The sequence below is a fragment of the Blastococcus aggregatus genome (assembly GCF_900221005.1).
GTDB classification, from domain to species: domain Bacteria; phylum Actinomycetota; class Actinomycetes; order Mycobacteriales; family Geodermatophilaceae; genus Blastococcus; species Blastococcus aggregatus.
On record NZ_OBQI01000005.1, the window covers coordinates 114,587 to 134,639 of the forward strand.

Annotated in this window: 21 protein-coding genes; 5 read left to right on the forward strand and 16 right to left on the reverse strand. The window is 74.5% G+C overall.

Features of this window, described 5'->3' with window-relative positions; all coding sequences use genetic code 11:
* The first annotated feature begins 101 nt into the window (after positions 1 to 101).
* Positions 102 to 656: a transcriptional regulator BldD gene (bldD, locus tag CRP29_RS16245; RefSeq protein ID WP_091769645.1), complete on the forward strand. Its 555-nt coding sequence runs from the start codon at positions 102 to 104 to the stop codon at positions 654 to 656.
* Between the two features lie 79 nt (positions 657 to 735).
* Here bldD and CRP29_RS16250 read toward each other — a convergent pair whose 3' ends face one another.
* The gene (locus tag CRP29_RS16250; protein ID WP_097196123.1) at positions 736 to 1,272 is read right to left on the reverse strand and encodes a GNAT family N-acetyltransferase; all 537 of its coding nucleotides are present in this window, start codon (positions 1,270 to 1,272) and stop codon (positions 736 to 738) included.
* A gap of 122 nt (positions 1,273 to 1,394) precedes the next feature.
* Between CRP29_RS16250 and CRP29_RS16255 the strand changes: the two genes are divergently transcribed.
* Both CRP29_RS16255 and CRP29_RS16260 read left to right on the forward strand, forming a co-directional pair.
* On the forward strand, positions 1,395 to 2,330 hold the full coding sequence (locus CRP29_RS16255; protein ID WP_097196124.1) for an ABC transporter ATP-binding protein: 936 nt from the start codon (positions 1,395 to 1,397) through the stop codon (positions 2,328 to 2,330).
* Entirely contained in the window at positions 2,327 to 3,373 is a 1,047-nt protein-coding gene (locus tag CRP29_RS16260) for an ABC transporter permease subunit (RefSeq protein ID WP_097196125.1), read from the forward strand. Before CRP29_RS16255 ends, CRP29_RS16260 begins: the two co-directional genes overlap by 4 nt.
* Before the next feature lie 111 nt (positions 3,374 to 3,484).
* Here the strand turns inward: CRP29_RS16260 and nusB are convergent, their stop codons facing one another.
* The 15 genes from nusB to CRP29_RS16335 form a co-directional block, all read right to left on the reverse strand.
* Positions 3,485 to 3,895, reverse strand: a complete 411-nt coding sequence (gene nusB / locus CRP29_RS16265; RefSeq protein ID WP_097196126.1) for a transcription antitermination factor NusB — start codon at positions 3,893 to 3,895, stop codon at positions 3,485 to 3,487.
* Positions 3,896 to 3,911: 16 nt separating this feature from the next.
* Positions 3,912 to 4,472: an elongation factor P gene (efp, locus tag CRP29_RS16270; RefSeq protein WP_097196127.1), complete on the reverse strand. Its 561-nt coding sequence runs from the start codon at positions 4,470 to 4,472 to the stop codon at positions 3,912 to 3,914.
* Positions 4,473 to 5,603, reverse strand: coding sequence for a M24 family metallopeptidase (locus CRP29_RS16275; protein ID WP_245852894.1), 1,131 nt, complete (start codon positions 5,601 to 5,603; stop codon positions 4,473 to 4,475). It abuts the gene before it with no gap.
* Complete coding sequence (gene aroQ / locus CRP29_RS16280; RefSeq protein WP_097196128.1) at positions 5,600 to 6,034, reverse strand: type II 3-dehydroquinate dehydratase; 435 nt, start codon at positions 6,032 to 6,034, stop codon at positions 5,600 to 5,602. The genes CRP29_RS16275 and aroQ overlap by 4 nt, the downstream gene beginning before the upstream one ends.
* Positions 6,031 to 7,089: a 3-dehydroquinate synthase gene (aroB, locus tag CRP29_RS16285; protein ID WP_097196129.1), complete on the reverse strand. Its 1,059-nt coding sequence runs from the start codon at positions 7,087 to 7,089 to the stop codon at positions 6,031 to 6,033. Before aroB ends, aroQ begins: the two co-directional genes overlap by 4 nt.
* Positions 7,086 to 7,616 (reverse strand): shikimate kinase, encoded by a 531-nt coding sequence (locus tag CRP29_RS16290; RefSeq protein ID WP_097196130.1) that lies wholly within the window; start codon positions 7,614 to 7,616, stop codon positions 7,086 to 7,088. Before CRP29_RS16290 ends, aroB begins: the two co-directional genes overlap by 4 nt.
* A complete protein-coding gene (gene aroC / locus CRP29_RS16295; RefSeq protein WP_097196131.1) occupies positions 7,613 to 8,806 on the reverse strand; it encodes a chorismate synthase in 1,194 nt (397 codons plus the stop codon). Before aroC ends, CRP29_RS16290 begins: the two co-directional genes overlap by 4 nt.
* Before the next feature lie 49 nt (positions 8,807 to 8,855).
* The gene (locus CRP29_RS16300; RefSeq protein ID WP_097196132.1) at positions 8,856 to 9,518 is read right to left on the reverse strand and encodes a prepilin peptidase; all 663 of its coding nucleotides are present in this window, start codon (positions 9,516 to 9,518) and stop codon (positions 8,856 to 8,858) included.
* A 10-nt stretch (positions 9,519 to 9,528) separates the two neighbouring features.
* Complete coding sequence (locus CRP29_RS16305; RefSeq protein ID WP_097196133.1) at positions 9,529 to 10,347, reverse strand: shikimate dehydrogenase; 819 nt, start codon at positions 10,345 to 10,347, stop codon at positions 9,529 to 9,531.
* Positions 10,340 to 11,998 carry an endolytic transglycosylase MltG gene (gene mltG / locus CRP29_RS16310; RefSeq protein WP_097196134.1) on the reverse strand — a complete coding sequence of 553 codons (1,659 nt, stop codon included), beginning with the start codon at positions 11,996 to 11,998 and terminating at the stop codon, positions 10,340 to 10,342. Before mltG ends, CRP29_RS16305 begins: the two co-directional genes overlap by 8 nt.
* Entirely contained in the window at positions 11,995 to 12,678 is a 684-nt protein-coding gene (gene ruvX, locus CRP29_RS16315; protein ID WP_097196446.1) for a Holliday junction resolvase RuvX, read from the reverse strand. The genes mltG and ruvX overlap by 4 nt, the downstream gene beginning before the upstream one ends.
* Positions 12,679 to 12,683: 5 nt before the next feature.
* Positions 12,684 to 15,368: an alanine--tRNA ligase gene (gene alaS / locus CRP29_RS16320; protein ID WP_097196135.1), complete on the reverse strand. Its 2,685-nt coding sequence runs from the start codon at positions 15,366 to 15,368 to the stop codon at positions 12,684 to 12,686.
* Between the two features lie 60 nt (positions 15,369 to 15,428).
* The gene (locus tag CRP29_RS16325) at positions 15,429 to 15,710 is read right to left on the reverse strand and encodes a hypothetical protein (protein WP_091986104.1); all 282 of its coding nucleotides are present in this window, start codon (positions 15,708 to 15,710) and stop codon (positions 15,429 to 15,431) included.
* Positions 15,710 to 16,135, reverse strand: coding sequence for a DUF948 domain-containing protein (locus CRP29_RS16330; protein WP_097196136.1), 426 nt, complete (start codon positions 16,133 to 16,135; stop codon positions 15,710 to 15,712). The genes CRP29_RS16325 and CRP29_RS16330 overlap by 1 nt, the downstream gene beginning before the upstream one ends.
* 140 nt (positions 16,136 to 16,275) lie before the next feature.
* Positions 16,276 to 17,613, reverse strand: coding sequence for a replication-associated recombination protein A (locus CRP29_RS16335; RefSeq protein WP_097196137.1), 1,338 nt, complete (start codon positions 17,611 to 17,613; stop codon positions 16,276 to 16,278).
* A 36-nt stretch (positions 17,614 to 17,649) separates the two neighbouring features.
* Between CRP29_RS16335 and CRP29_RS16340 the strand changes: the two genes are divergently transcribed.
* Both CRP29_RS16340 and CRP29_RS16345 read left to right on the forward strand, forming a co-directional pair.
* A complete protein-coding gene (locus tag CRP29_RS16340) occupies positions 17,650 to 18,507 on the forward strand; it encodes an aldo/keto reductase (RefSeq protein ID WP_097196447.1) in 858 nt (285 codons plus the stop codon).
* A gap of 59 nt (positions 18,508 to 18,566) precedes the next feature.
* Positions 18,567 to 20,051 (forward strand): adenylate/guanylate cyclase domain-containing protein, encoded by a 1,485-nt coding sequence (locus CRP29_RS16345; RefSeq protein ID WP_097196138.1) that lies wholly within the window; start codon positions 18,567 to 18,569, stop codon positions 20,049 to 20,051.
* The last annotated feature ends 2 nt before the right edge of the window (positions 20,052 to 20,053 follow it).

The following is a 20,053-nucleotide window of genomic DNA, read 5'->3' on the forward strand; positions in this document are numbered from 1 at the left end:
CAACGGGGGACGCCCGACCGGGTGTTGCGGGCGCCGCGCGACCAGTACGCTCAGTGACGATCACGACCACCCCCAGACGACGCACAGTGAGCAGGAACGCGATGAGCACCGACTACTCACGGGCCCTCGGCGCCCGGCTCCGCGCCATCCGCAACCAGCAGGGCCTCTCCCTCCAGGGCGTGGAGGACAAGTCGCACGGCCGCTGGAAGGCAGTCGTCGTCGGCTCCTACGAGCGCGGCGACCGCGCGGTCACCGTCCAGCGCCTCTCCGAGCTCGCCGTCTTCTACGGCGTGCCGGTGTCCGAGCTGCTGCCCGACCCGCGGCCGAGCTCCGCGGTCACCTCCAGCAGCAAGATCGTGCTGAACCTCGAGTCGCTGGGCTCGCTGCCCGCCGACGAGGCCGGCCCGCTGGCCCGCTACGCCTCGACCATCCAGGCGCAGCGGCACGACTACAACGGCAAGGTCCTCTCCATCCGCGCCGAGGACCTGAAGTCGCTGGCGATCATCTACGACATGAGCCCCGACGAGCTGACCTCGCGGCTCATCGAGTGGGGGGTCATCTCCGCCGGCATGGACAGCGTCGTGGGCTTCGGTGGCCCGGACGACGACGACGAGGAGCTCAACCCCGACTGGGAGCGCCGCCGCGCCCCGCGCTGACGCGCCGCTGCGAGACGTGGACGTGAGGGGCCCAGGACGCCAGACGTTCTGGGCCTCTCGCGTGCAGCGCTCCCCGCTGTCAGAGCCGTAGCGTGGTGAACAGGGTGGTGCCGTGGACCGGGTCCACCTCCTTCCGATCGGTCTCGGTGAACCCGAGCTCGGCCAGCACCCGGCGTGACGCGGTGTTCCAGTCCCAGACCGTGGCCCACAGGCGTTCGTATCCGGATGATCTCGCCCAGTCCAGAACTGCTCGCGAAGCCTCGGTCGCGTATCCCTGACGCCGGACCCGCCGCAGCAGTTCGAACGCCAGCTCCGGTTCGTCCGCCGCCCCTCGTCCGCTCTCGACCAGTCCGCAGTAGCCGACGACGTCGCGAGCGGCCTTGCGCTCGACCGCCAGCAACCCGACGGACGACGGCTCGTGGCTGCGGATCCATTCCTCGAGATCTGCGACCGTCGGCCGTCCGTCCACGTCGATCCGACGGTGCGGCGGCACCCGCGGATCACGTTCGGTCCACAGCTCTCGCTGGACTCCCGCCTCGCTCACCCGCCATGGTCTGAGCAGCAGGCGCTCCGTCTCGAGCACGACCGCGCGGCCCGACGTCGCTCCACCCGCCATGCCGGCGACTCTCGCACGGGCCCGCGCCGTGATCCTCCGGGTGTCGCATGCGCCGGGACGGCCCCTCCCTGTAGCAAGCTGCTGCCACCCGCGGCGCTGGGCCGCGGAGCAGGGAGCCACCCATGCCGGCCGTGCAGCTGACCGCGGTGTCCAAGACCTACCGCCGGCGGGGCCGGCCGCCGCAGAAGGCGCTCGACCGGCTGGACCTGCTGGTCGAGTCCGGGGGCGTGCACGGCTTCCTCGGGCCCAACGGATCGGGCAAGACGACGTCGATCCGCGTGCTCCTCGGACTCGTCGCGGCCGATCCCGGCGGCGGTGAGATCCGGCTGCTCGACTCCCCCGTGCCGGCCGGCCTGCCCGACGTCATCGGCGGCGTCGGCGCCCTGGTCGAGACCCCGCTGTTCTTCCCCGGCTTCACCGGCCGGCTCAACCTGCAACTGCTCGCCGAGGCAGCCGGCCTGCCCCGCACGCGCGTCGAGGAGTGTTTGGAGCTGGTCGACCTGACCGGGCGCGCCGAGGACCGGTTCAAGGGCTACTCCCTCGGCATGAAGCAGCGCCTCGGCATCGCGGCGGCGCTGCTCAAGGCGCCGCGGCTGCTGATCCTCGACGAGCCCAGCAACGGCCTGGACCCCGCCGGCATCCGTGACGTCCGCGAGCTCATCCGCCGCCTCGGCCGGGACGGGCGCACCACCGTCCTGCTGTCCTCGCACCTGCTGACCGAGATCCAGCAGGTCTGCGACCGGGTCTCGATCCTCGCGCGCGGGCGCTGCGTCGCCTCGGGCCCGGTGGGTGAGGTGCTCGCCGGCCGCGGCTCCGGGGACGTGCTCGTCCAGGTCGCCGACCCGGCCGCGGCGGCCGGTGTGCTGACCGGCGCGGGCTTCGCCGTCTCCCCCGCCGACGGCGCCCTGCTGGTGCACGGCGTCCCGGCGCCCAGCGAGATCACCCGCGTGCTGGCCGGCGCCGGCCTCTACCTCGAGGAGCTGAGACGGGTGACCCCCGACCTGGAGGGCGCCTTCCTCGCCCTCACCGGCGACCGGCCCGACGAGGCGCAGCCGTGAGCGCCGTCGTGGAGCAGCCGTCCGCCCGGCCCGCCGGGCCGGATCTGCCCCGCTCGCGCTTCGGGGACCTGCTGCGCTCCGAGCTGCACCGGTTCCGGTCCCGCCGGTTCATCCAGGTGGTGCTGGTCCTCGCCGTGGTCGGCTGGGTCGTCGCCACCGGGATCGCGCTGACCCAGTTCGGCAACCCGGAGCCGGCCGAGATCGCACGTGCCGAGCAGCAGATCGACGCCGACCTCGCGATGAACGAGGAGTTCCGCCAGGAGTGCCTGGCGGAGGCCGACATCCCGGCCGGCACCTCCCCCGACGACTTCTGCGGCCCGGAACAGACCCGCGACGACTACCAGCTCTCGTGGTACCTGGACCAGGCCCCGTTCGACCTCGGCTCGGCCGGCCCCCCGGGCGCCCTGGGCTTCGCCGCCCTCGCCGCGGTCGTGGCGGCGCTGGTCGGCGCGACGTGGATCGGCGCGGAGTGGTCGACGCGCTCGATCGTGGCGCTGCTGTTCTGGGTGCCCCGCCGGATGCAGGTGCTGGGCGCGAAGCTCGTCGTCCTCACCGGGGCGGCCGTCGTCATCGGCGTCGTGGCCCAGGCGGGCTGGCTGGCGATGTCGGGTGTCCTCCGCGCCGTCGTCGGACGGGACGGCGGGCTGCCGGCCGGCTTCTGGAGCGACCTGCTGCAGACCCAGGCCCGCGGCGTGCTGCTCACGGTGATCGCCGCGCTGCTGGCGTTCGGCCTGACCAACCTGGTGCGCAACACCGGCGCGGCGCTCGGCATCGCCTTCGTCTACCTGGTGATCGTGGAGAACCTGGTGCGCGGCCTGCGCCCGCGGTGGCAGCCCTGGCTGCTCACCGAGAACGCGCTGGCGCTGGTCCAGCAGGGCGGCTCGACGATCTACCTCTACCCCGCCCAGCCGGACAGGTACGGGTCGACGGAGCCGGTCGAGTACTACCTCGGCCACCTGCAGGCGGGCGTCCTGCTCGGCGCCGTCGCCGTGGTCGTGCTCGCCGCCGGCGCGGTGCTCTTCGCCCGCCGCGACCTGCAATGACATCGTCGTCCTCCGGACGACACCGCGGCCACGTGCCGTCCCCACCGGCGACGAGCGCGTCCGAGTTCCGCGTCGGGAACCCTCCGGGCCCCGCGACGCGGAACTCCAGGCTCAGGACGAAGTAGGAACTTCCGCCGCGAGGATGGCGCCGAGGACGCCGTTGACGTAGGCCGGCGAGTCGTCGGTGGACAGCGTCTTGGCCAGCTCCACCGCCTCGTCGATGACGACGGCGTCGGGCACGTCGTCGGCCCAGAGCAGCTCGTAGACCGCCATGCGCAGGATCGCCCGGTCGACGTCGGGCAGCCGGTCGATCGACCAGCCCGAGGCGTGCGTGTCGATCAGGGTGTCGATGCGCGAGGCGTGCTCGTCGACGCCCTCGACGAGGCGGATCGAGTGCTCGGGGACCGGCGGATTGCCGTCTGCGACGCGCTCGGCGAGCAGCGCGCGGCGGTCGCGGCCGCGGACGTCGGCCTCGTAGAGGACGTCGACCGCGCGCTTGCGGGCCTTGGTACGGGCAGCCATGAGGAGGACCTCTGGCTCAGTTGACCCGGCCGAGGTAGCGGCCGTCCCGGGTGTCGACCTTGAGCTTCTCGCCCGTGGAGATGAACAGCGGGACCTGGATCTGCGCGCCGGTCTCCAGCGTGGCGGGCTTGGTGCCGCCGGTGGAGCGGTCGCCCTGCAGGCCCGGGTCGGTGTGCTCGACCACGAGCTCGAGGGTCACCGGGAGCTCCACGTACAGCGGCACCTCGTCGTGCACCGCCACCATGACCTCGGTGTTCTCGAGCAGGTAGTCCGCGCCGCCGCCGACGGTCGCCGCGGGCACGGTGATCTGGTCGAAGGTGTCGCCGTCCATGAAGACGAAGTCGGGGCCGTCCTTGTAGAGGAAGGTCATCGTCCGCTTGTCGACGGTGGCCGTCTCGACCTTCAGGCCGGCGTTGAACGTCTTGTCGACGACCTTGCCCGAGAGGACGTTCTTCAGGGTGGTGCGCACGAAGGCGCCGCCCTTGCCGGGCTTCACGTGCTGGAAGTCGGTGACGGTCCAGAGCTGGCCGTCCAGCTTGAGGACGATGCCGTTCTTCAGGTCGTTGGTGGTAGCCATCTAGAGAACCAGCAGTTCCTTGCTCGTGAGGGTCAACAGTTCGGGCGCGTCGTCCGTGACGATCAAGGTGTCCTCGATCCGGACACCGCCGCGGCCGGGAAGGTAGACGCCCGGCTCCACGGTGACGGCCATGCCGGCGGCAAGAGTACCCGCGCCCAGCGGGCCGATGCCGGGTGCCTCGTGGATCTCCAGGCCCACGCCGTGCCCGAGGCCGTGGGTGAAGTGCTCCCCGTGGCCGGCCGCGGCGATGACGTCGCGCGACGCGGCGTCCACCGCGACGACCTCCGTGCCGACGGCGAGGGCGGCCCGGCCGACCGCCTGCGACTCGGCCACCAGGGCGTAGATCTCGCGCTGCCAGTCGGCGGCCGACCCCAGCACGACCGTGCGGGTCATGTCGGAGTGGTAGCCCTCGACGGTGGCGCCGAAGTCCAGCTTCAGGAAGTCGCCGGGCTGCAGCACGGTCGCGTCGGGCCGGTGGTGCGGGATCGCCGAGTTGGGGCCGGCGGCGACGATCGTCTCGAACGACGGCGCCTCGGCACCCAGCGCCAGCATCCGGGCGTCGAGCTCGCGGCCGACCTCGAGCTCGGTGCGCCCGGGTCGCAGCGCGCCCTCGGCCATCAGCTCGGCCAGGGCCCGGTCGGCCACCGCGCAGGCCCGCCGCAGCGCCTCGACCTCACCGTCGTCCTTGATCGCCCGCTGCGCCTCGACCGCCCGGCGCACCGACGCGAGCTCCGGCACCGTGCCGCCGGCCGCGGCGTCGGCGAGCACCGAGCGCAGCTGCTCGAACGCGTCGACGGTGAGGTCGGAGGACTCGAAGCCGAGCCGGCCGGTACCGGTGCGCACCGCGGCCCGGGCGAGCGCCGGGACGGTGCCGCGGTCGACCAGCACCTCCACGTCGGGCACCTGCGCCGCCGCCTGGGTCGTGTAGCGGCCGTCGGTGCCGAACAGATCGGCCCCGTCGGTGCGCACGAGGAGCGCTCCGTTGGAGCCGGTGAACCCGGTCAGGTACCGGACGTTGAGCAGGTTGGTCACCAGCACGGCGTCCAGGCCCCGCTCGGCGGCGGTCGCGCGGAGGACGTCGCGCCGCTGGGCTCTGCTGGTGTCCCGCCCCTCCACCCCGGCCAGGCTCACCGATGGCCCCGCAGCGACATCCACTGGAGCGCGAGCACGTAGCCCTCGACGCCGAGCCCGGCGATGACGCCGTCGGCCACCGCGGAGACGTAGGAGTGGTGCCGGAACGCCTCGCGCCGGTGGATGTTGCTGATGTGCACCTCGACCAGCGGTCCGGTCAGCGCCGCGAGCGCGTCGTGCAGCACCACCGAGGTGTGCGACCAGCCGGCGGGGTTGAGGACGACGGGGTCGCCGGCGTCGGTCGCCTCGTGGATCCAGCGCAGCAGCTCGCCCTCGTCGTCGGTCTGCCGGACGACCACGTCCATCTCCAGCTCGCGCGCCGTCGTCTCGATGACGTCCACGAGCTGGGCGTAGGTCGTCGTCCCGTAGATCTCCGGCTCGCGGGTGCCGAGCCGTCCGAGGTTCGCGCCGTTGAGCACCTGGATCGTCATGCGGTTCCTCCAGTGACGGCCGCCCACGCGGCGTCGAGCCAGGCCTGGTCCGGGTCGGTCAGGATCGTCGGGTTGCCGATGCCGTCGAGGACGACGAACCGCAGCGTGGCGCCGCGGGCCTTCTTGTCCACGCGCATGATCGCCTGGAGCGCGGCCCAGTCCCCGGCGCAGCGGACCGGCAGGCCCATCGCGTCGATCAGCGTGCGGTGCCGCTCCACCTCGTCGGGGGTGAGCAGCCCGGCCTGCCCGGCGAGCTCTGCAGCGAACACCATGCCGACGGCGACGGCCTCGCCGTGACGCCGGCCGAAGTCCTCGATCCGCTCGATCGCGTGGCCGAGCGTGTGGCCGTAGTTGAGGAACTCGCGCACCCCCGTGTCGCGCAGGTCCTGCCCGACCGCGTCGGCCTTCACCTGCACGGCGCGGGCGATGAGCTCCTCGGTGTCCCGGCGGCCGGTCGGGTCCTCGGTGAGCAGCCGCAGGATCTCGGGGTCGGCGATGAAGCCGCACTTGACGACCTCGGCCAGGCCCGAGCGGAACTCGGCGTCGGGCAGGCCGGCCAGCGCGTCGGTGTCGGCGAGCACGGCGGCCGGCGGGTGGAACGCGCCGACGAGGTTCTTGCCGGCCGAGGTGTTGATGCCCGTCTTCCCGCCGACGGCGGCGTCGACCATGCCGAGCAGGCTGGTGGGCACCTGCACCACCCGCACGCCCCGCGCCCAGGTGGCGGCGAGGAAGCCGGCCAGGTCGGTCACCGCTCCCCCGCCGAGCCCGACGACGGCGTCGGTGCGGGTCAGCCCGAGCCGGCCGAACTCCTCCCAGGCTCCGGCGGCGACCTCGGCGGTCTTCGCGGCCTCGCCGTCGGGGACGACGATCGCCTCGGCGGCGATGCCGGCGGTCTGCAGCGTCTCCACGGCCGCGCCGGCGGCGGCGGCCAGCGGCGGCGCGTGGACGACGACGGCCTTGGCGGTGCCCTCGAGCACCAGGCCGAGACGGGTCTGCGCTCCGGCTCCGATGAGGACCTCGTAGGGCCGCTCGCCGGCGACCTGCACCTGCCTCATCGGTCCTCCCCCCGGACCAGCGCGAGCACGTCGTGGACGACGTCGTCGGTGCTCCGGCCGCTGGTGGTCACCGTGTCCGTGGCGACCTCGCGGTAGAGCGGGGCGCGGTCCTCGAGCATGGTGCGCAGCATGGCGCGCGGGTTCACCGCGAGCAGCGGACGGTCCCGCGACAGGCCGACGCGCTTGGCCGCCGAGCCCAGGTCGACGTCGAGCCAGACCACCCGGCCGCCGGCACGGCCGTGGGCGACCAGCAGCGCGCGGGTGTCGGGGTGCATCACGGCCCCGCCGCCCAGCGCGAGGACGCCGTCGTGCTCGGCCAGCCCGCGGGCGACCGCGGCCCGCTCGAGGTCGCGGAAGTGCGGCTCCCCGTGCTCGACGAACAGGTCGGGCACGCTCGAGCCGGTCTCGATCTCGACGTCCCGGTCGGTGTCGCGGAAGGACACGCCCAGCGCGGCCGCAACGGCGGTGCCCACCGTGGTCTTGCCCGACGCCGGGGGCCCGACGAGCACCAGCAGCGGCCCGCTCACCGGAGCGGGAGGGAGTCGAGGTAGGCCTGCGCGTTGCGCCGGGTCTCGGCGACCGAGTCGCCCCCGAACTTCTCCAGGACGGCGTCGGCCAGGACGAGGGCGACCATCGCCTCCATCACCACGGAGCCGCGGGGCACCGCGCACGCGTCGCTGCGCTGGTTGATGGCGACGGCCGGCTCCTGCGTGGCGACGTCGACGGTCTGCAGCGCGCGCGGCACCGTGCTGATCGGCTTCATCGCGGCGCGGACCCGCAGCACCTCGCCGTTGGTCATGCCGCCCTCGATGCCGCCGGCGCGGTCGGTGAGCCGCTGCACGCGCTTGGCGCCGTCCGGGCCGTCGGCGAGCACGATCTCGTCGTGGGCCACCGAGCCGCGCCGCCGGGCGGTCTCCAGCCCGTCGCCCACCTCGACCGCCTTCACCGACTGCACGCCCATGAGGGCGCCGGCCAGGCGCGAGTCCAGCCGCCGGTCCCAGTGCACGTGGCTGCCCAGGCCCGGCGGGAGCCCGTGCACGACGACCTCGATGACGCCGCCGAGGGTGTCACCGTTCTTCCGGACGTCGTCGATCTCGGCCACCATCGCGGTGCTCGTGGCGGGGTCGGCGCAGCGCACCGGGTCCTCGTCGATCGCGGGGTTGTCGTCCGGCCCGGGGAGCAGTCCGTCGGGGGCGGTGACCGGGCCGATCGCGACGACGTGGCTGACCACGGAGACGCCGACCGCCTGGCGGAGGAACGCCTGGGCGATCGCGCCGAGCGCCACCCGGGCCGCGGTCTCGCGGGCGCTGGCCCGCTCGAGGACCGGCCGGGCGTCGTCGAAGCCGTACTTCTGCATGCCGGCGAGGTCGGCGTGGCCGGGGCGCGGGCGGGTGAGCGGGGCGTTGCGGGCCTGGCCCGCCAGCACGTCGGCGTCCACCGGGTCGGCGGACATGACCGTCGACCACTTGGGCCACTCGGTGTTGCCCACCTGGACCGCGATCGGCCCGCCCTGGGTGCGCCCGTGCCGGACTCCGCCGGTGAGCGTCACCTCGTCCTGCTCGAAGGACATCCGCGCGCCGCGGCCGTGGCCCAGCCGGCGGCGGGCCAGCTCGCGGTCGAGGTCGGCGGTCTGCACCTCGACGCCGGCCGGCAGCCCCTCCAGGATCGCGGTGAGCTGCTGACCGTGCGATTCCCCTGCGGTCAACCAGCGCAACATGCCGGCGATTCTGCCAGTAGGAGCGCCGCCTCCCCCGCGCGCCATCCGCTCAGCCGGGCGGGATCGCTCCCGTCGCCAGGGCGAGGACCGCGCCGGCCAGCAGCGGCGGGCCGAACGGGACCGCGGTGTGCCAGGTCGCCCGCCGGGTGACGAGCAGGAGCACCGAGACCAGCGCACCGGTGAGCAGCCCGAGGAAGACCCCGGCCATGAGCACTCCCCAGCCGAACCAGCCGAGCAGCAGGCCGACCAGCCCGAGGAGCTTCACGTCGCCAAGGCCGAGCCCCTGCGGCGAGACCAGCCAGCCCAGCGCGGCGATCCCGCCCGCGACGACGGCCGCCGCTCCCGCCCGGAGCAGCGCCGTCCAGGTGCCCTCGACGGCGGCGTCGACGAGCAGGGCGGTGCCGCAGACGGCATAGGCGGGATAGGTGACCCGGTCGGGCAGCCGGTGGCCGATCAGGTCGGCGGCGCCCAGCACGACCGCGGCGCCGGCCGCCCAGGCCAGCGCCACCGTGACCGGCCGCAGCCCGGTCAGCTCGCCCGCGCCGGCGAGCAACGCGGCGAACACCGCGGTGAGGGCACCGGTCCGCAGCGGGCTGGGCAGTGCGGCGTCGTCCCGCGTCCCGAGGCGGACCGCGATCCGGGCCAGCCACGGCCCGACCACGACGGCGGTCAGCAGGACGGTGACGGCGAGCGCCGGCCGCGAGAGCTCCACGGCGGCGGGCTCAGTCGCGCGCGAGCGCGGCGTCCAGGGCGCGCCGCATCTCGGCGATGGGAGCCGGGCGGCCGGTCATGAGCTCGACCTGGACGGTGGCCTGCCAGAACAGCACCTCCGCACCCCCGATCACGGTGCCGCCGGCGGCGGTGACCCGCTCGGCCAGCGGGGTCGGCCACGGCGCGTACAGCACGTCGAGGACGGTCTGCCCCGCCCGCCACGGCAGCGCGCTCACGGCCGGCTGCCCGGCGACCGGCACCGTGCTGACCACGACCGGAGCGTCGACGACGGCGCCCTCGAGCCGCGAGACGGTGACCGGGACCTGCAGCACGTCGAGGACGCGGACGAGGTCGTCGGCCCGGGCCGGCTCGCGGACGACGACGTCGATGTGCCGGGCCCCGAGCGAGGCGAGCGCCACCGCGGCCGCGGCGGCGGTCCCGCCGGCCCCGAGGACGGCCACCCGGTCGACCGACTCGACGCCGGCGACCTGCAGCGCGGTGCCGATGCCGGCGACGTCGGTGTTCTCCGCCCGCCAGCCGCCGTCCTGGCGGATCAGCGTGTTCGCCGCGTGCAGCAGTCGCGGGAGCGGTTCCACCACGTCGGCGACGTCCACCGCCGCCTGCTTGCACGGCATCGTCACCGAGAACCCGCACCACTCGTCGCCCAGCCCGGCCAGCAGGTCGGGCAGGTCCTCGGCCCCGACGTCCAGCGCGTCGTAGCGCCAGTCGTCGAGCCCGAGGGCGGCGTAGGCCGCACGGTGCAGCAGCGGCGAGAGCGAGTGCGAGACCGGCCGGCCCAGCACCGCCGCCCGCCGCGGCCGGTCAGCCACCGCAGCCGAGACCGGCCTCGGCGCACCGCTGCCGGGCAGCCTGGAACTCCGCGTAGTCGGAGGTGAAGAAGTGCGCTCCCTCGTCGCTCTCGAGCACGTAGTACAGGAGGTCGCCGGAACTCGGCGCGAGCGCCGCCTCCAGGCTGGCCTCGCCCGGGGAGCTGATCGCCGTGGGCGGGAGCCCGACCCGGGTGCGGGTGTTGAAGGGGCTGTCGGTCCGCAGGTCGGTGACGGTCAGGTCGTTGCCGCTCTTGCCGAGGCCGAAGGCCAGGGTGGCGTCGATGCCGAGCGGGATGCCCTGGCCCAGCCGGTTGTAGATCACCTGCGCGACGTCCGGCCGCTCCTCGTCCAGCCGCGTCTCGGACTGGATCATCGAGGCGACGGTCACGATCTCCGCGGGCGTCCGGCCCAGCGCGGCCGCCCGCGCCTCGAGCTGCAGGCTGCCCGCCACCTTGGTGAACTGCTGCACCATCGCCCGCAGCACGTCGGCCGGGGTCTGGTCGGGGTCGACGTCGTAGGTGGCCGGGAAGAGGTAGCCCTCCAGCTGGCCGTTGGCGTACGCCGGCAGCCCGAGTGCGGCCCCGTCCGCCGCCGCGGCCTGCAGCTCCTCGATCGGGCGCCCGGTCTCGGTGGCGACGCGCTCGAGCACCCGGGCGACGGTGAGCCCCTCGGGGATGGTCACGCGGGTCACCAGCCGGGATCCCTCGCCGAGCAGCAGGTCCAGCGCCGCCTGGCCGCTCATCTGCGACCGCAGGCCGTAGACGCCCGGCTGGATCCCGGTCGCCTCGGGGCGGCCCTCGGCGGCGTTCACGAACGGCCGCGTCGAGGCGATCACGTCCGCCTCGGCCAGGGTGCGGGCGATGTCGCTGAGCGTGTCGCCCTGAGTGACGCGGATCTCGACGGTGCCGGTGCCCTCGCCGGTGTAGTCCTCGGCCTCGGTGAGACCCAGCAGCGCCTGGACGCCGAGGACGATGCCGACGACCAGCCCGCCGAGCACGAGGAGGCTGAGCAGCACCGCCACGGGCCTGCGGCGGCGGCGCTTCGGCGCCGCGACGGCGGTCGCGCCGCCCCGCCCGTTCCCGTCGTGGTCGTTCCCGTCGTGGTCGTCGTGGTCGTGTCCGTCGTGGTGGCGCGCGTCGTCGTGGGTGCCGATGACCTCGAGGCCGCCGGTGCGGTCCCACGAGTCGGTGTCGCCGTCGGCCGGGTGCCCGTGCTGCTCGTCCGGTCCGCCGTGGTGCGCGGCGTCGGCGTCGGGGTCCGCGGGCGGGTCGTACCGCTGGGCGACCGTCGCGTCGTCGTCGGCCGGGCCGTCGGTACGCGGCTGCAGCCGGCCCCAGCCGCCGGTCGGGAGCGGCGGCAGGGGGGCGGAGGGGTGCTGGGGGCCGGGCCCGTCGGCCGGCCGGGCGGGTTCGTCGTCCCCGCCGGCGTGCCGGGCGCGGGGGTGGTCGGGGTGAGCGGTGGAGCCGTAGGACCACCACTCCGGCTCGGGCAGCGGCCCGGTCCGGTCGTCGCCCCGGTGTGAGCCGCCGGGGAGCGGCGGGACACCGGGAGGAGCCGTCGGGCCGGCGGTCCAGGGCAGGGACGGGAATCCGCCGGTGCCGTCTCCGGCGGAGTGTCGCCCCCGCCGGCCCGGACCACCGGGCGTGGTCACGACCGGGCCCGCCGGCTGTCCAGGTACTGCTGCAGGATGACCACGGCGGCGGCCTGGTCGATCACGGAGCGCTGGTTGCGGCTGTCGATGCCGCCCTGACGCAGGTGACTGGCTGCGGTCACGGTCGAAAGCCTTTCGTCGATCAGGTACACAGGCACATCCGCCATGCGGTCGGCCAGTGCCTGAGAGTAGGCAGTGGCGTCCGCTGCGGACGCGCCCGACGCACCCGACAGATGCCTCGGCTCCCCCACCACCACCTCGGTCACCTCGTGTTCCACCACGAGGGCCGCCAGGCGGTCCAGATCGGCTCCGTCCTTGGCCCGGTGCACCGTCTCCAGCGGGCTGGCGAGGGTGCCGGTGGGGTCGGACAGCGCCAGCCCGACCCGCACGGTGCCGACGTCGACGCCGAGCACGCGGCCCGACGGACCGGACGCCGTCGGCTTCGGTGGCACCTTGAGGTGCGCCGGCCAGCCGCCGGACAGGTCGATCTCCGTCGTCTCGTTCGTGACCGGCGGAAAGCCCTGGCTCAGGTCGATCTCGGTGGTCGGGTGGTGCGCCGGCTGGCCGGCCGGCGGACGCGGACGGGCCGGCGGGACCGCCGGCAGCTCGCGCCGCCGGCTCCCGACCGGACCGGTGTCGTCGGGGTTGTACTCGGAACCGTTGTCCTCGGTCGTGGGCACGGTGCTCACCTTCCCGTGGCGGCCGCAACCGCCTGCTCGCCGGCCTGCAACGCGGCGGGGATCCCCGCAGCATCGGTGCCGCCCCCCTGGGCGACGTCGGCCTTTCCGCCACCCCGACCGCCGACGGGACCCGCCGCGGCCTTCAGCACGTCGTTGGCCGACAGCCCCTGCGCCAGGGCGGCCGGGTTCAGCGCCGCGACGAGAGCCACTTTGCCACCGGACTCCGAAGCCAGCAGCACGACCGACGGGCGCTCGCCCAGCCGGCCCCGGACGTCGAGGGCCAGGGTGCGCAGGTCGCCGCCCGCGAGCCCGGCAGGCGCGCCGGTGACGACGGCCACCCCGCCCACGTCGCGGGCGTCGCCGGCCAGCTGCCCGGCGACGGCGAGGCTCTGCTGACCGCGCAGCTCCGCCAGCTCCCGGTCGACGTCGCGCAGCCGCGAGAGCATGCCGCCGACCCGCTCGACCAGCCCGTCCTGCGGGGTCTTGAGCAGCTCGGCGAGCTGGCGGACCAGGTCGCGCTCGCGGGCCAGGTAGCGGAAGCCCTCCAGGCCCACCACGGCCTCGACGCGGCGCGAGCCCGAACCGACCGACGACTCCCCGGTCAGCGCCAGCGTGCCGATCTGCGCGCTGCCCCGGACGTGGGTGCCACCGCAGAGCTCGCGCGACCACGGGCCGCCGATCTCCACCACGCGGACCTGCTCGCCGTAGGTCTCGCCGAACAGCGCCAGGGCGCCGAAGGCGCGCGCCTCGGGCAGCGTCATCCACGACGCGGACACCGCGTGGTCCGCGCGGACGGCGGCGTTGGCGACGTCCTCGATGTCGGTGCGCTGCTGCGCGGTGAGCGCGCCCTGCCAGGCGAAGTCCAGCCGCAGGTAGCCGGGGCGGTTGTAGGACCCCGACTGCAGCGCCTGCGGGCCGAGCACCTGGCGCAGCGCGGCGTGCACCACGTGGGTGCCCGAGTGCGCCTGGCAGGCCGACAGCCGCCACTCCCGGTCCACCTCGGCGGTGAGCTCGGCGCCCTCGGTCAGCTCGCCCTCGAGGACGCGCACCTGGTGGGCGACCAGGCCCTTGACCGGGCGCTGGACGTCGATGACCTCGGCCCGGCCGCCGTCCCAGGTGAGGATGCCGGCGTCGGCGACCTGCCCACCGGACTCGGCGTAGAACGGCGTGCGGTCGAGGACCACGCGGCTGATCTCGCCGGGTCCGACCGGGCGCGCGGCGGCGTCGTCGTCCTCGTCGGAGACGATGCCGAGCACCCGGGAGTCGGTCCGCAGGGTCTCGTAGGCCTGCCAGTCGGTGGGCCCGTGGTCGGCGAGCAGCCGCCGGTAGGCCAGGACGTCGACCGAGCCGGTGCGCTTGGCGCGGGCGTCGGCGCGGGCCCGGTCGCGCTGCTCCTTCATGAGCGCGCGGAACCCCGCCTCGTCGACGGTCACGCCCTGCTCGGCGGCCATCTCGAGGGTGACGTCGATCGGGAAGCCGAAGGTGTCGTGCAGGCTGAACGCCTGCTCGCCCGAGAGCGACGGGGTGCCCGCCTGCTTGGCCTGCGCGACCGCGGTGTCGAACAGCGCCGTCCCCGAGGTGAGGGTGCGGCGGAACGCCTCCTCCTCGGCGTAGGCCACCGAGGAGATGCGGGCGAAGTCGGTGGCCAGCTCCGGGTAGCTGGCGCTCATCGCGTCGCGGGAGACCGGCAGCAGCTCCGGCAGCGTGGCGTCCTCGACCCCGAGGAGCTTCATCGAGCGGACGGCGCGGCGCAGCAGCCGGCGCAGGATGTAGCCGCGGCCCTCGTTGCCCGGCGTGACGCCGTCGCCGATGAGCATGAGACCGCTGCGCACGTGGTCGGCGACCACGCGCAGGCGCACGTCGGCCTCGTGGTCCTTGCCGTAGGTGACCCCCGCGAGCTCGGCGGCCCGCCGCAGCACCGGCGCGACCTCGTCGATCTCGTACATGTTGTCGACGCCCTGCAGCAGGAAGGCCACCCGCTCCAGGCCCATGCCGGTGTCGATGTTCTTGTTGGGCAGCTCACCGACGACGGTGAACTCCTCCTTGCTGCGCACGTCGGTCAGCTCGTACTGCATGAAGACGAGGTTCCAGATCTCCAGGAACCGGTCGCCGCCGGTGTCCACCAGCGGGCCGCCCTCGGGGCCGAACTCCGGGCCGCGGTCGTAGTAGATCTCCGAGCACGGGCCGCCGGGGCCGGCCGCCCCGGTGTGCCAGTAGTTGTCCTTCTTGCCCAGCCGCTGGATGCGCTCGACCGGCAGGCCCGCGATGCGGTGCCAGGCCTCGGCGGCCTCGTCGTCGTCCAGGTAGACCGTCACCCAGAGCCGGTCGGGGTCGAAGCCCAGACCGCCGGCCTCGACCGAGCCGGTGAGCAGCTCCCAGGCGAGCTGGATGGCGCCTTCCTTGAAGTAGTCGCCGAAGGAGAAGTTGCCGTTCATCTGGAAGAACGTGCCGTGGCGGGTGGTCTTGCCCACCTCCTCGATGTCGAGGGTGCGCACGCACTTCTGCACGCTGGTGGCCCGCGCGAACGGCGCGGGCTCGCGGCCGGTCAGGTACGGGATGAACGGCACCATGCCGGCCACGGTGAACAGCAGCGAGGGGTCCGGGGACACCAGCGACGCGCTGGGGACGACGGTGTGGCCGCGCGTGGCGAAGTGCTCCAGGAAGCGGCGGCGGATCTCGGCGGTCTGCATCAGGTCTTCTCAGGTCGGCGGACGGTTGCCGGGCCGGGACGGAACCCCGGACCGGGGAGATCAATCGGCGCTGTGCGCCCCGCGGCCGGGCAGCTGCACCTGGTCGCCGGTCGGCAGCGGGGAGTCCAGGCCCGTGCCGGCACGCAGCTCCTGCTCGCGCTCGGCCATCGCGTCGCGCACGTCGGCGCCGAAGTCACCGATGGCGTCGGCCAGGTCGCGCAGCCCGTCGGCGATGGAGGCGCCGATGCCCGCGGGGGTCATCTTCTCGGCGGCCCGGCTCAGCTTGCGGACGACGAGCGCGCCGATGGTGATGCCCATGGCGAGCCAGAACAGCCGGCGCATCAGGCGCTCCGCCGCGCGGCACGACGGGCGCGGCGCGCCTCCTTGTCGCGGCGGGCGGCCTCGGCGAGCGCCTCGCCCTCGCGCTTCTTCCGGGTCGCGCTGCGCACGCCGTAGGAGAACGCGGCGACCTTGATCAGCGGGCTGCCGAGCGTGGCGGCCACGACACTGGTCAGGGCGGCGACGTTGCTGGAGACGTTCGCGGCGTTGCCGGTGATGTCGTCGACCCGCTCGAGGTTGCTGTTCACGTGGGTCACCGTCGTGCTGGCCTGGCTCAGGATCGGCGCGCTCTGCTCGCGCACCTGCCGGATGGTCAGCGTGGTCTCGTCGAGCGTGCGACCGAGCTTGAGCAGCGGGACGGCGACCAGCACCACCAGCAGCACCAACGCACCGGCTGCGACCAGCCCGGCGATCTCTCCTGCGGACACACGTGCTCCTCGTCTGGGGGTCTCGGCGACCGGCCGCTCGCCCGGCGATGCCGGGTGCTCCCGGCATCGCCCGGAGAGGTCACAGTAGTCGCGGGGGCGGGTCGGCCGTTCTGCGTCCCCGCTCCTCATCGGCAGTTGCGTCAGCGGCTGCGCCGGAGGATCGCCCGGAGCTTGGCCAGCCGTTCTCCCAGCCTCGCCTCCGCACCCCGGCCGGTGGGCCGGTAGTAGTCCCTGCCGACGAGCGCGTCCGGCGGGTACTGCTGCGGGACGACGCCGTCGGGATGGCTGTGCGGGTACACGTAGGTCTGGGCGTGCCCCAGCTTCTTCGCCCCGGCGTAGTGCCCGTCGCGGAGGCCCGGCGGCACCGGGCCGGCCAGGCCCGCGCGGACGTCGGCCACCGACTCCCCCATGGCCTTGGTGACGGCATCGGACTTGGGCGCGGTGGCCAGGTGGACGACGGCCTGGGCGAGCGGGAAGTGCCCCTCGGGCATCCCGATGAAGGCGACGGCGTCGGCGGCCGCGACCGCGGTCAGCAGTGCCGTCGGGTCCGCCATGCCGATGTCCTCGCTGGCGGAGATGACCAGCCGGCGGGCGATGAAGCGCGGGTCCTCCCCCGCCTCCACCATGCGGGCCAGGTAGTGCATCGCGGCGTCGACGTCGCTGCCCCGGATGCTCTTGATCAGCGCGCTGGCGACGTCGTAGTGCTGGTCGCCCTGCCGGTCGTAGCGCACCGCGGCCTGGGCGACGGCCGTCTCCAGCGTGGCCAGGTCGATCTCCGTCGCGCCCACCGCCTGCGCGGCCCCGGCGGCGGACTCCAGCGCGGTCAGCGCCTTGCGGCCGTCCCCGCCGGCGATGCGGACCAGGTGCTCCTCCGCCTCCGCGTCCAGCGTGACGGCGCCGTCGAGTCCCCGGTCGCTGGTGAGCGCCCGGTGCAGCAGCGTCCGGACGTCGTCGTCCTCCAGCGGCTGGAGCGCCAGGACCAGGCTGCGGGAGAGCAGCGGGCTGACGACCGAGAAGAAGGGGTTCTCGGTGGTCGCGGCGATCAGGCTCACGATCCGGTCCTCGACCGCGGACAGCAGGCTGTCCTGCTGGGTCTTGGAGAAGCGGTGCACCTCGTCGATGAACAGGACGGTGCGGCGGCTGGAGAAGGTGAGCTCGCGCTTGGCGTTCTGGATCACCGCGCGCACCTCCTTCACGCCGGAGTCCAGGGCCGAGAGCTGCACGAACTGCCGCTTGGTGGCCAGGGAGATGACGTGGGCGAGGGTGGTCTTGCCCGTGCCGGGCGGGCCGTAGAGCACCAGCGACATCGGCTCGTCGGACTCCACCAGCCGGCGCAGCGGCGCGCGCGGGCCGAGCAGGTGCTGCTGGCCGACGACCTCGTCCAGCGCCCTCGGGCGCATCCGGACGGCCAGCGGCGCGCCCGGGTCGACCGCCGGGGCGCCGCTCTCGTCCGGCGCCGGGTCGAACAACGTCGTCACGGTTCCCGACGCTACCCGCGGGGCACGACACCCCTCGTGCAGCAGCGACGCATCGGGGACATGACGGTCAGCGCCATCGGGCTGGGGGCCATGCCGCTCTCCACGAAGAAGCCCCGGCCCTCCCGGGAGGAGGCCGTCGGCGTCGTGCACGCCGCGCTGGACGCGGGGGTGACGCTGATCGACACCGCCGACGCCTACTCCCGGGACGAGGCGGAGTTCGGGCACAACGAGTCCCTCGTGGCCGAGGCGCTGGCCGCCTACGGCTCCGGCGCGGCCGACGTGCTGGTGGCGACCAAGGGCGGGCACACCCGGTCGGGCACCGACTGGGGGCTGGACGGGTCGCCGGTGTACCTCCGCCGCGCGTGCGAGGACTCCCTGCGCCGGCTGGGTGTCGAGGCGATCGGGCTCTACCAGTTCCACCGGCCCGACCCGCGAACTCCGTGGGAGGAGTCGATGGGCGCCCTGCGGCAGCTCGCCGACGACGGGCTGGTCCGGATGGTCGGCGTCTCCAACGCCGACATCGCGCAGATCGACGCCGCCCGGGCGATCGTGGGCGAGGCCTTCGTGAGCGTGCAGAACCAGTTCTCCCCCGGCTGGCGGCACTCGGCCGACGAGCTGGCGCACTGCGCGGCGCACGGGCTGGCGTTCCTCCCGTGGAGCCCCTTCGGCGGCGTCGGTGCCGCCGGTTCGCTCGACACGACGGCACCGGCGTTCGCCGAGGTGGCCGCCGAGCTCGACGTCTCGGTGTACCGCGTGACCCTGGCGTGGCACCTCGCGCAGGCCGACGTCGTCGTCCTCATCCCCGGCGCCTCGCGGGCCGCGTCGATCCAGGACTCGGCCGCCGCTGCCGAACTGCGCCTGAGCCCGGAGCAGCTGGCCCGGCTGGCCGGCTGAGCCCGGGGGCGGGCCAAAGTCCCTGGTGCCCGGCGCGGGGCCCGGCGCAGACTCGGCCGGTGGCCCCGGCCGGGCTGTTGCCCTCCGACGCTCCGGGCCGCGGACGCCTCCAGCGCGTCCGCGGTGCTGCGCTGTCGCTCGGCCCCGGCGGGGCGCTGGTGGTGCTGGGCCTGTGCCTCCCGCTGGTCGGGCTGGTCCTGCTGCTGCGCCCCGACCTCACCGCCGTGCAGTGGCGCGGACCCGACCTGCACTTCGCCGTCTTCCTCGTGGTGGGCGGCCTCGCGGCCAGCCTCTCGGTGGTCGCCGGGGAGGCGGCCAAGCTCCGGGGTGACGCCCGGGTGTTCCTGCTCTCGCTGGCCTTCCTGACCACCAGCGGCTTCATGGCCCTGCACGCGGCCGGCACCCAGCACGTCCTCACCCACCGGGCGCTGCCCGGGTTCACCGTGGCGATCTCGGTGGGCCTGCTGCTGGCCGCGCCACTCGCGCTGGCCTCGGCCTACGTGGACATCCGGCCGTGGGCCGGTCCCGCCGTCATGCGCGCCCGGCCGTGGCTGCGCGCCGCCGTCGTCGCGGCGCTGCTGCTCTGGGGGATCTGGTCGCTGGGCAACTGGCCGCCGATCGACGTCATCACCGGCGAGGGACCCAGCGGCGACGCGCTGGAGATCGCCGCCGCGACGGCCGCCCTGGCCTACGCGACCGGCGCGGTCCGCCTGTGGTGGGTGCACCGCGAGCAGCCCGGCTTCCTCGTCCTCAGCCTGGTGGCCTGCTACGGACTGCTGGCCGAGGCGCTGCTGGGCGTGGCCGTCGCCGGGGAGCGCAGCTTCCACCCCTCCTGGTGGGTGTGGCACGCCCTGATCGTCGTGGGGTTCCTGCTGGTCTTCGTCGCCGCCCAGCGGGAGTGGCGGGAGGAGCGCTTCCGGCCGCTCTACCTGCCGGGCACGCGCGAGCAGCGGCAGGAGGTGTCCGTGCTCGTCGGCGACCTGGCCGGCTACACCGGCTTCGCCGAGGACCGCGACCCCGCCGAGGTGGCCGCGATGCTCCGCGCCTACTACGCGGTCGCCGCGCCGCTGATCTCCCGCCGGTTCCGGGGCGAGGTGGAGAAGTTCGCCGGGGACGGCATCTTCGCCACCTTCAACCGGCGCGGCGACCAGCCCGACCACGCCCGCCGGGCCGTCGAGGCGGCGGCGGCGCTGCAGGCCGAGGTGGCCCGCATCCGGCAGTCGCACGAGGACTGGCCGGGGCTGCGGGTCGGGGTCAACAGCGGCCCGGTCGTCGTCTCCGAGATGGGGGGCCGCGGGTACGTCGTCTACGCCGCCGTCGGCGACACGGTGAACGTGGCCGCCCGGCTGCAGGCGGCCGCCCCGGTCGGCGGCGTCCTGGTCGGCGCGCGGACCCGCGCCCTCATCGGCGAGGACGCCCCGCTCGCACCGACGCCGCAGCTGCGGGTCAAGGGCAAGACCGACCCGGTGGCCGCCTACCTGCTGCAGCTGCCCGTGCCCCGGCCCGCGCCCGGCACAGGCGTGCCGCACCGCAGATCCCGCTGACC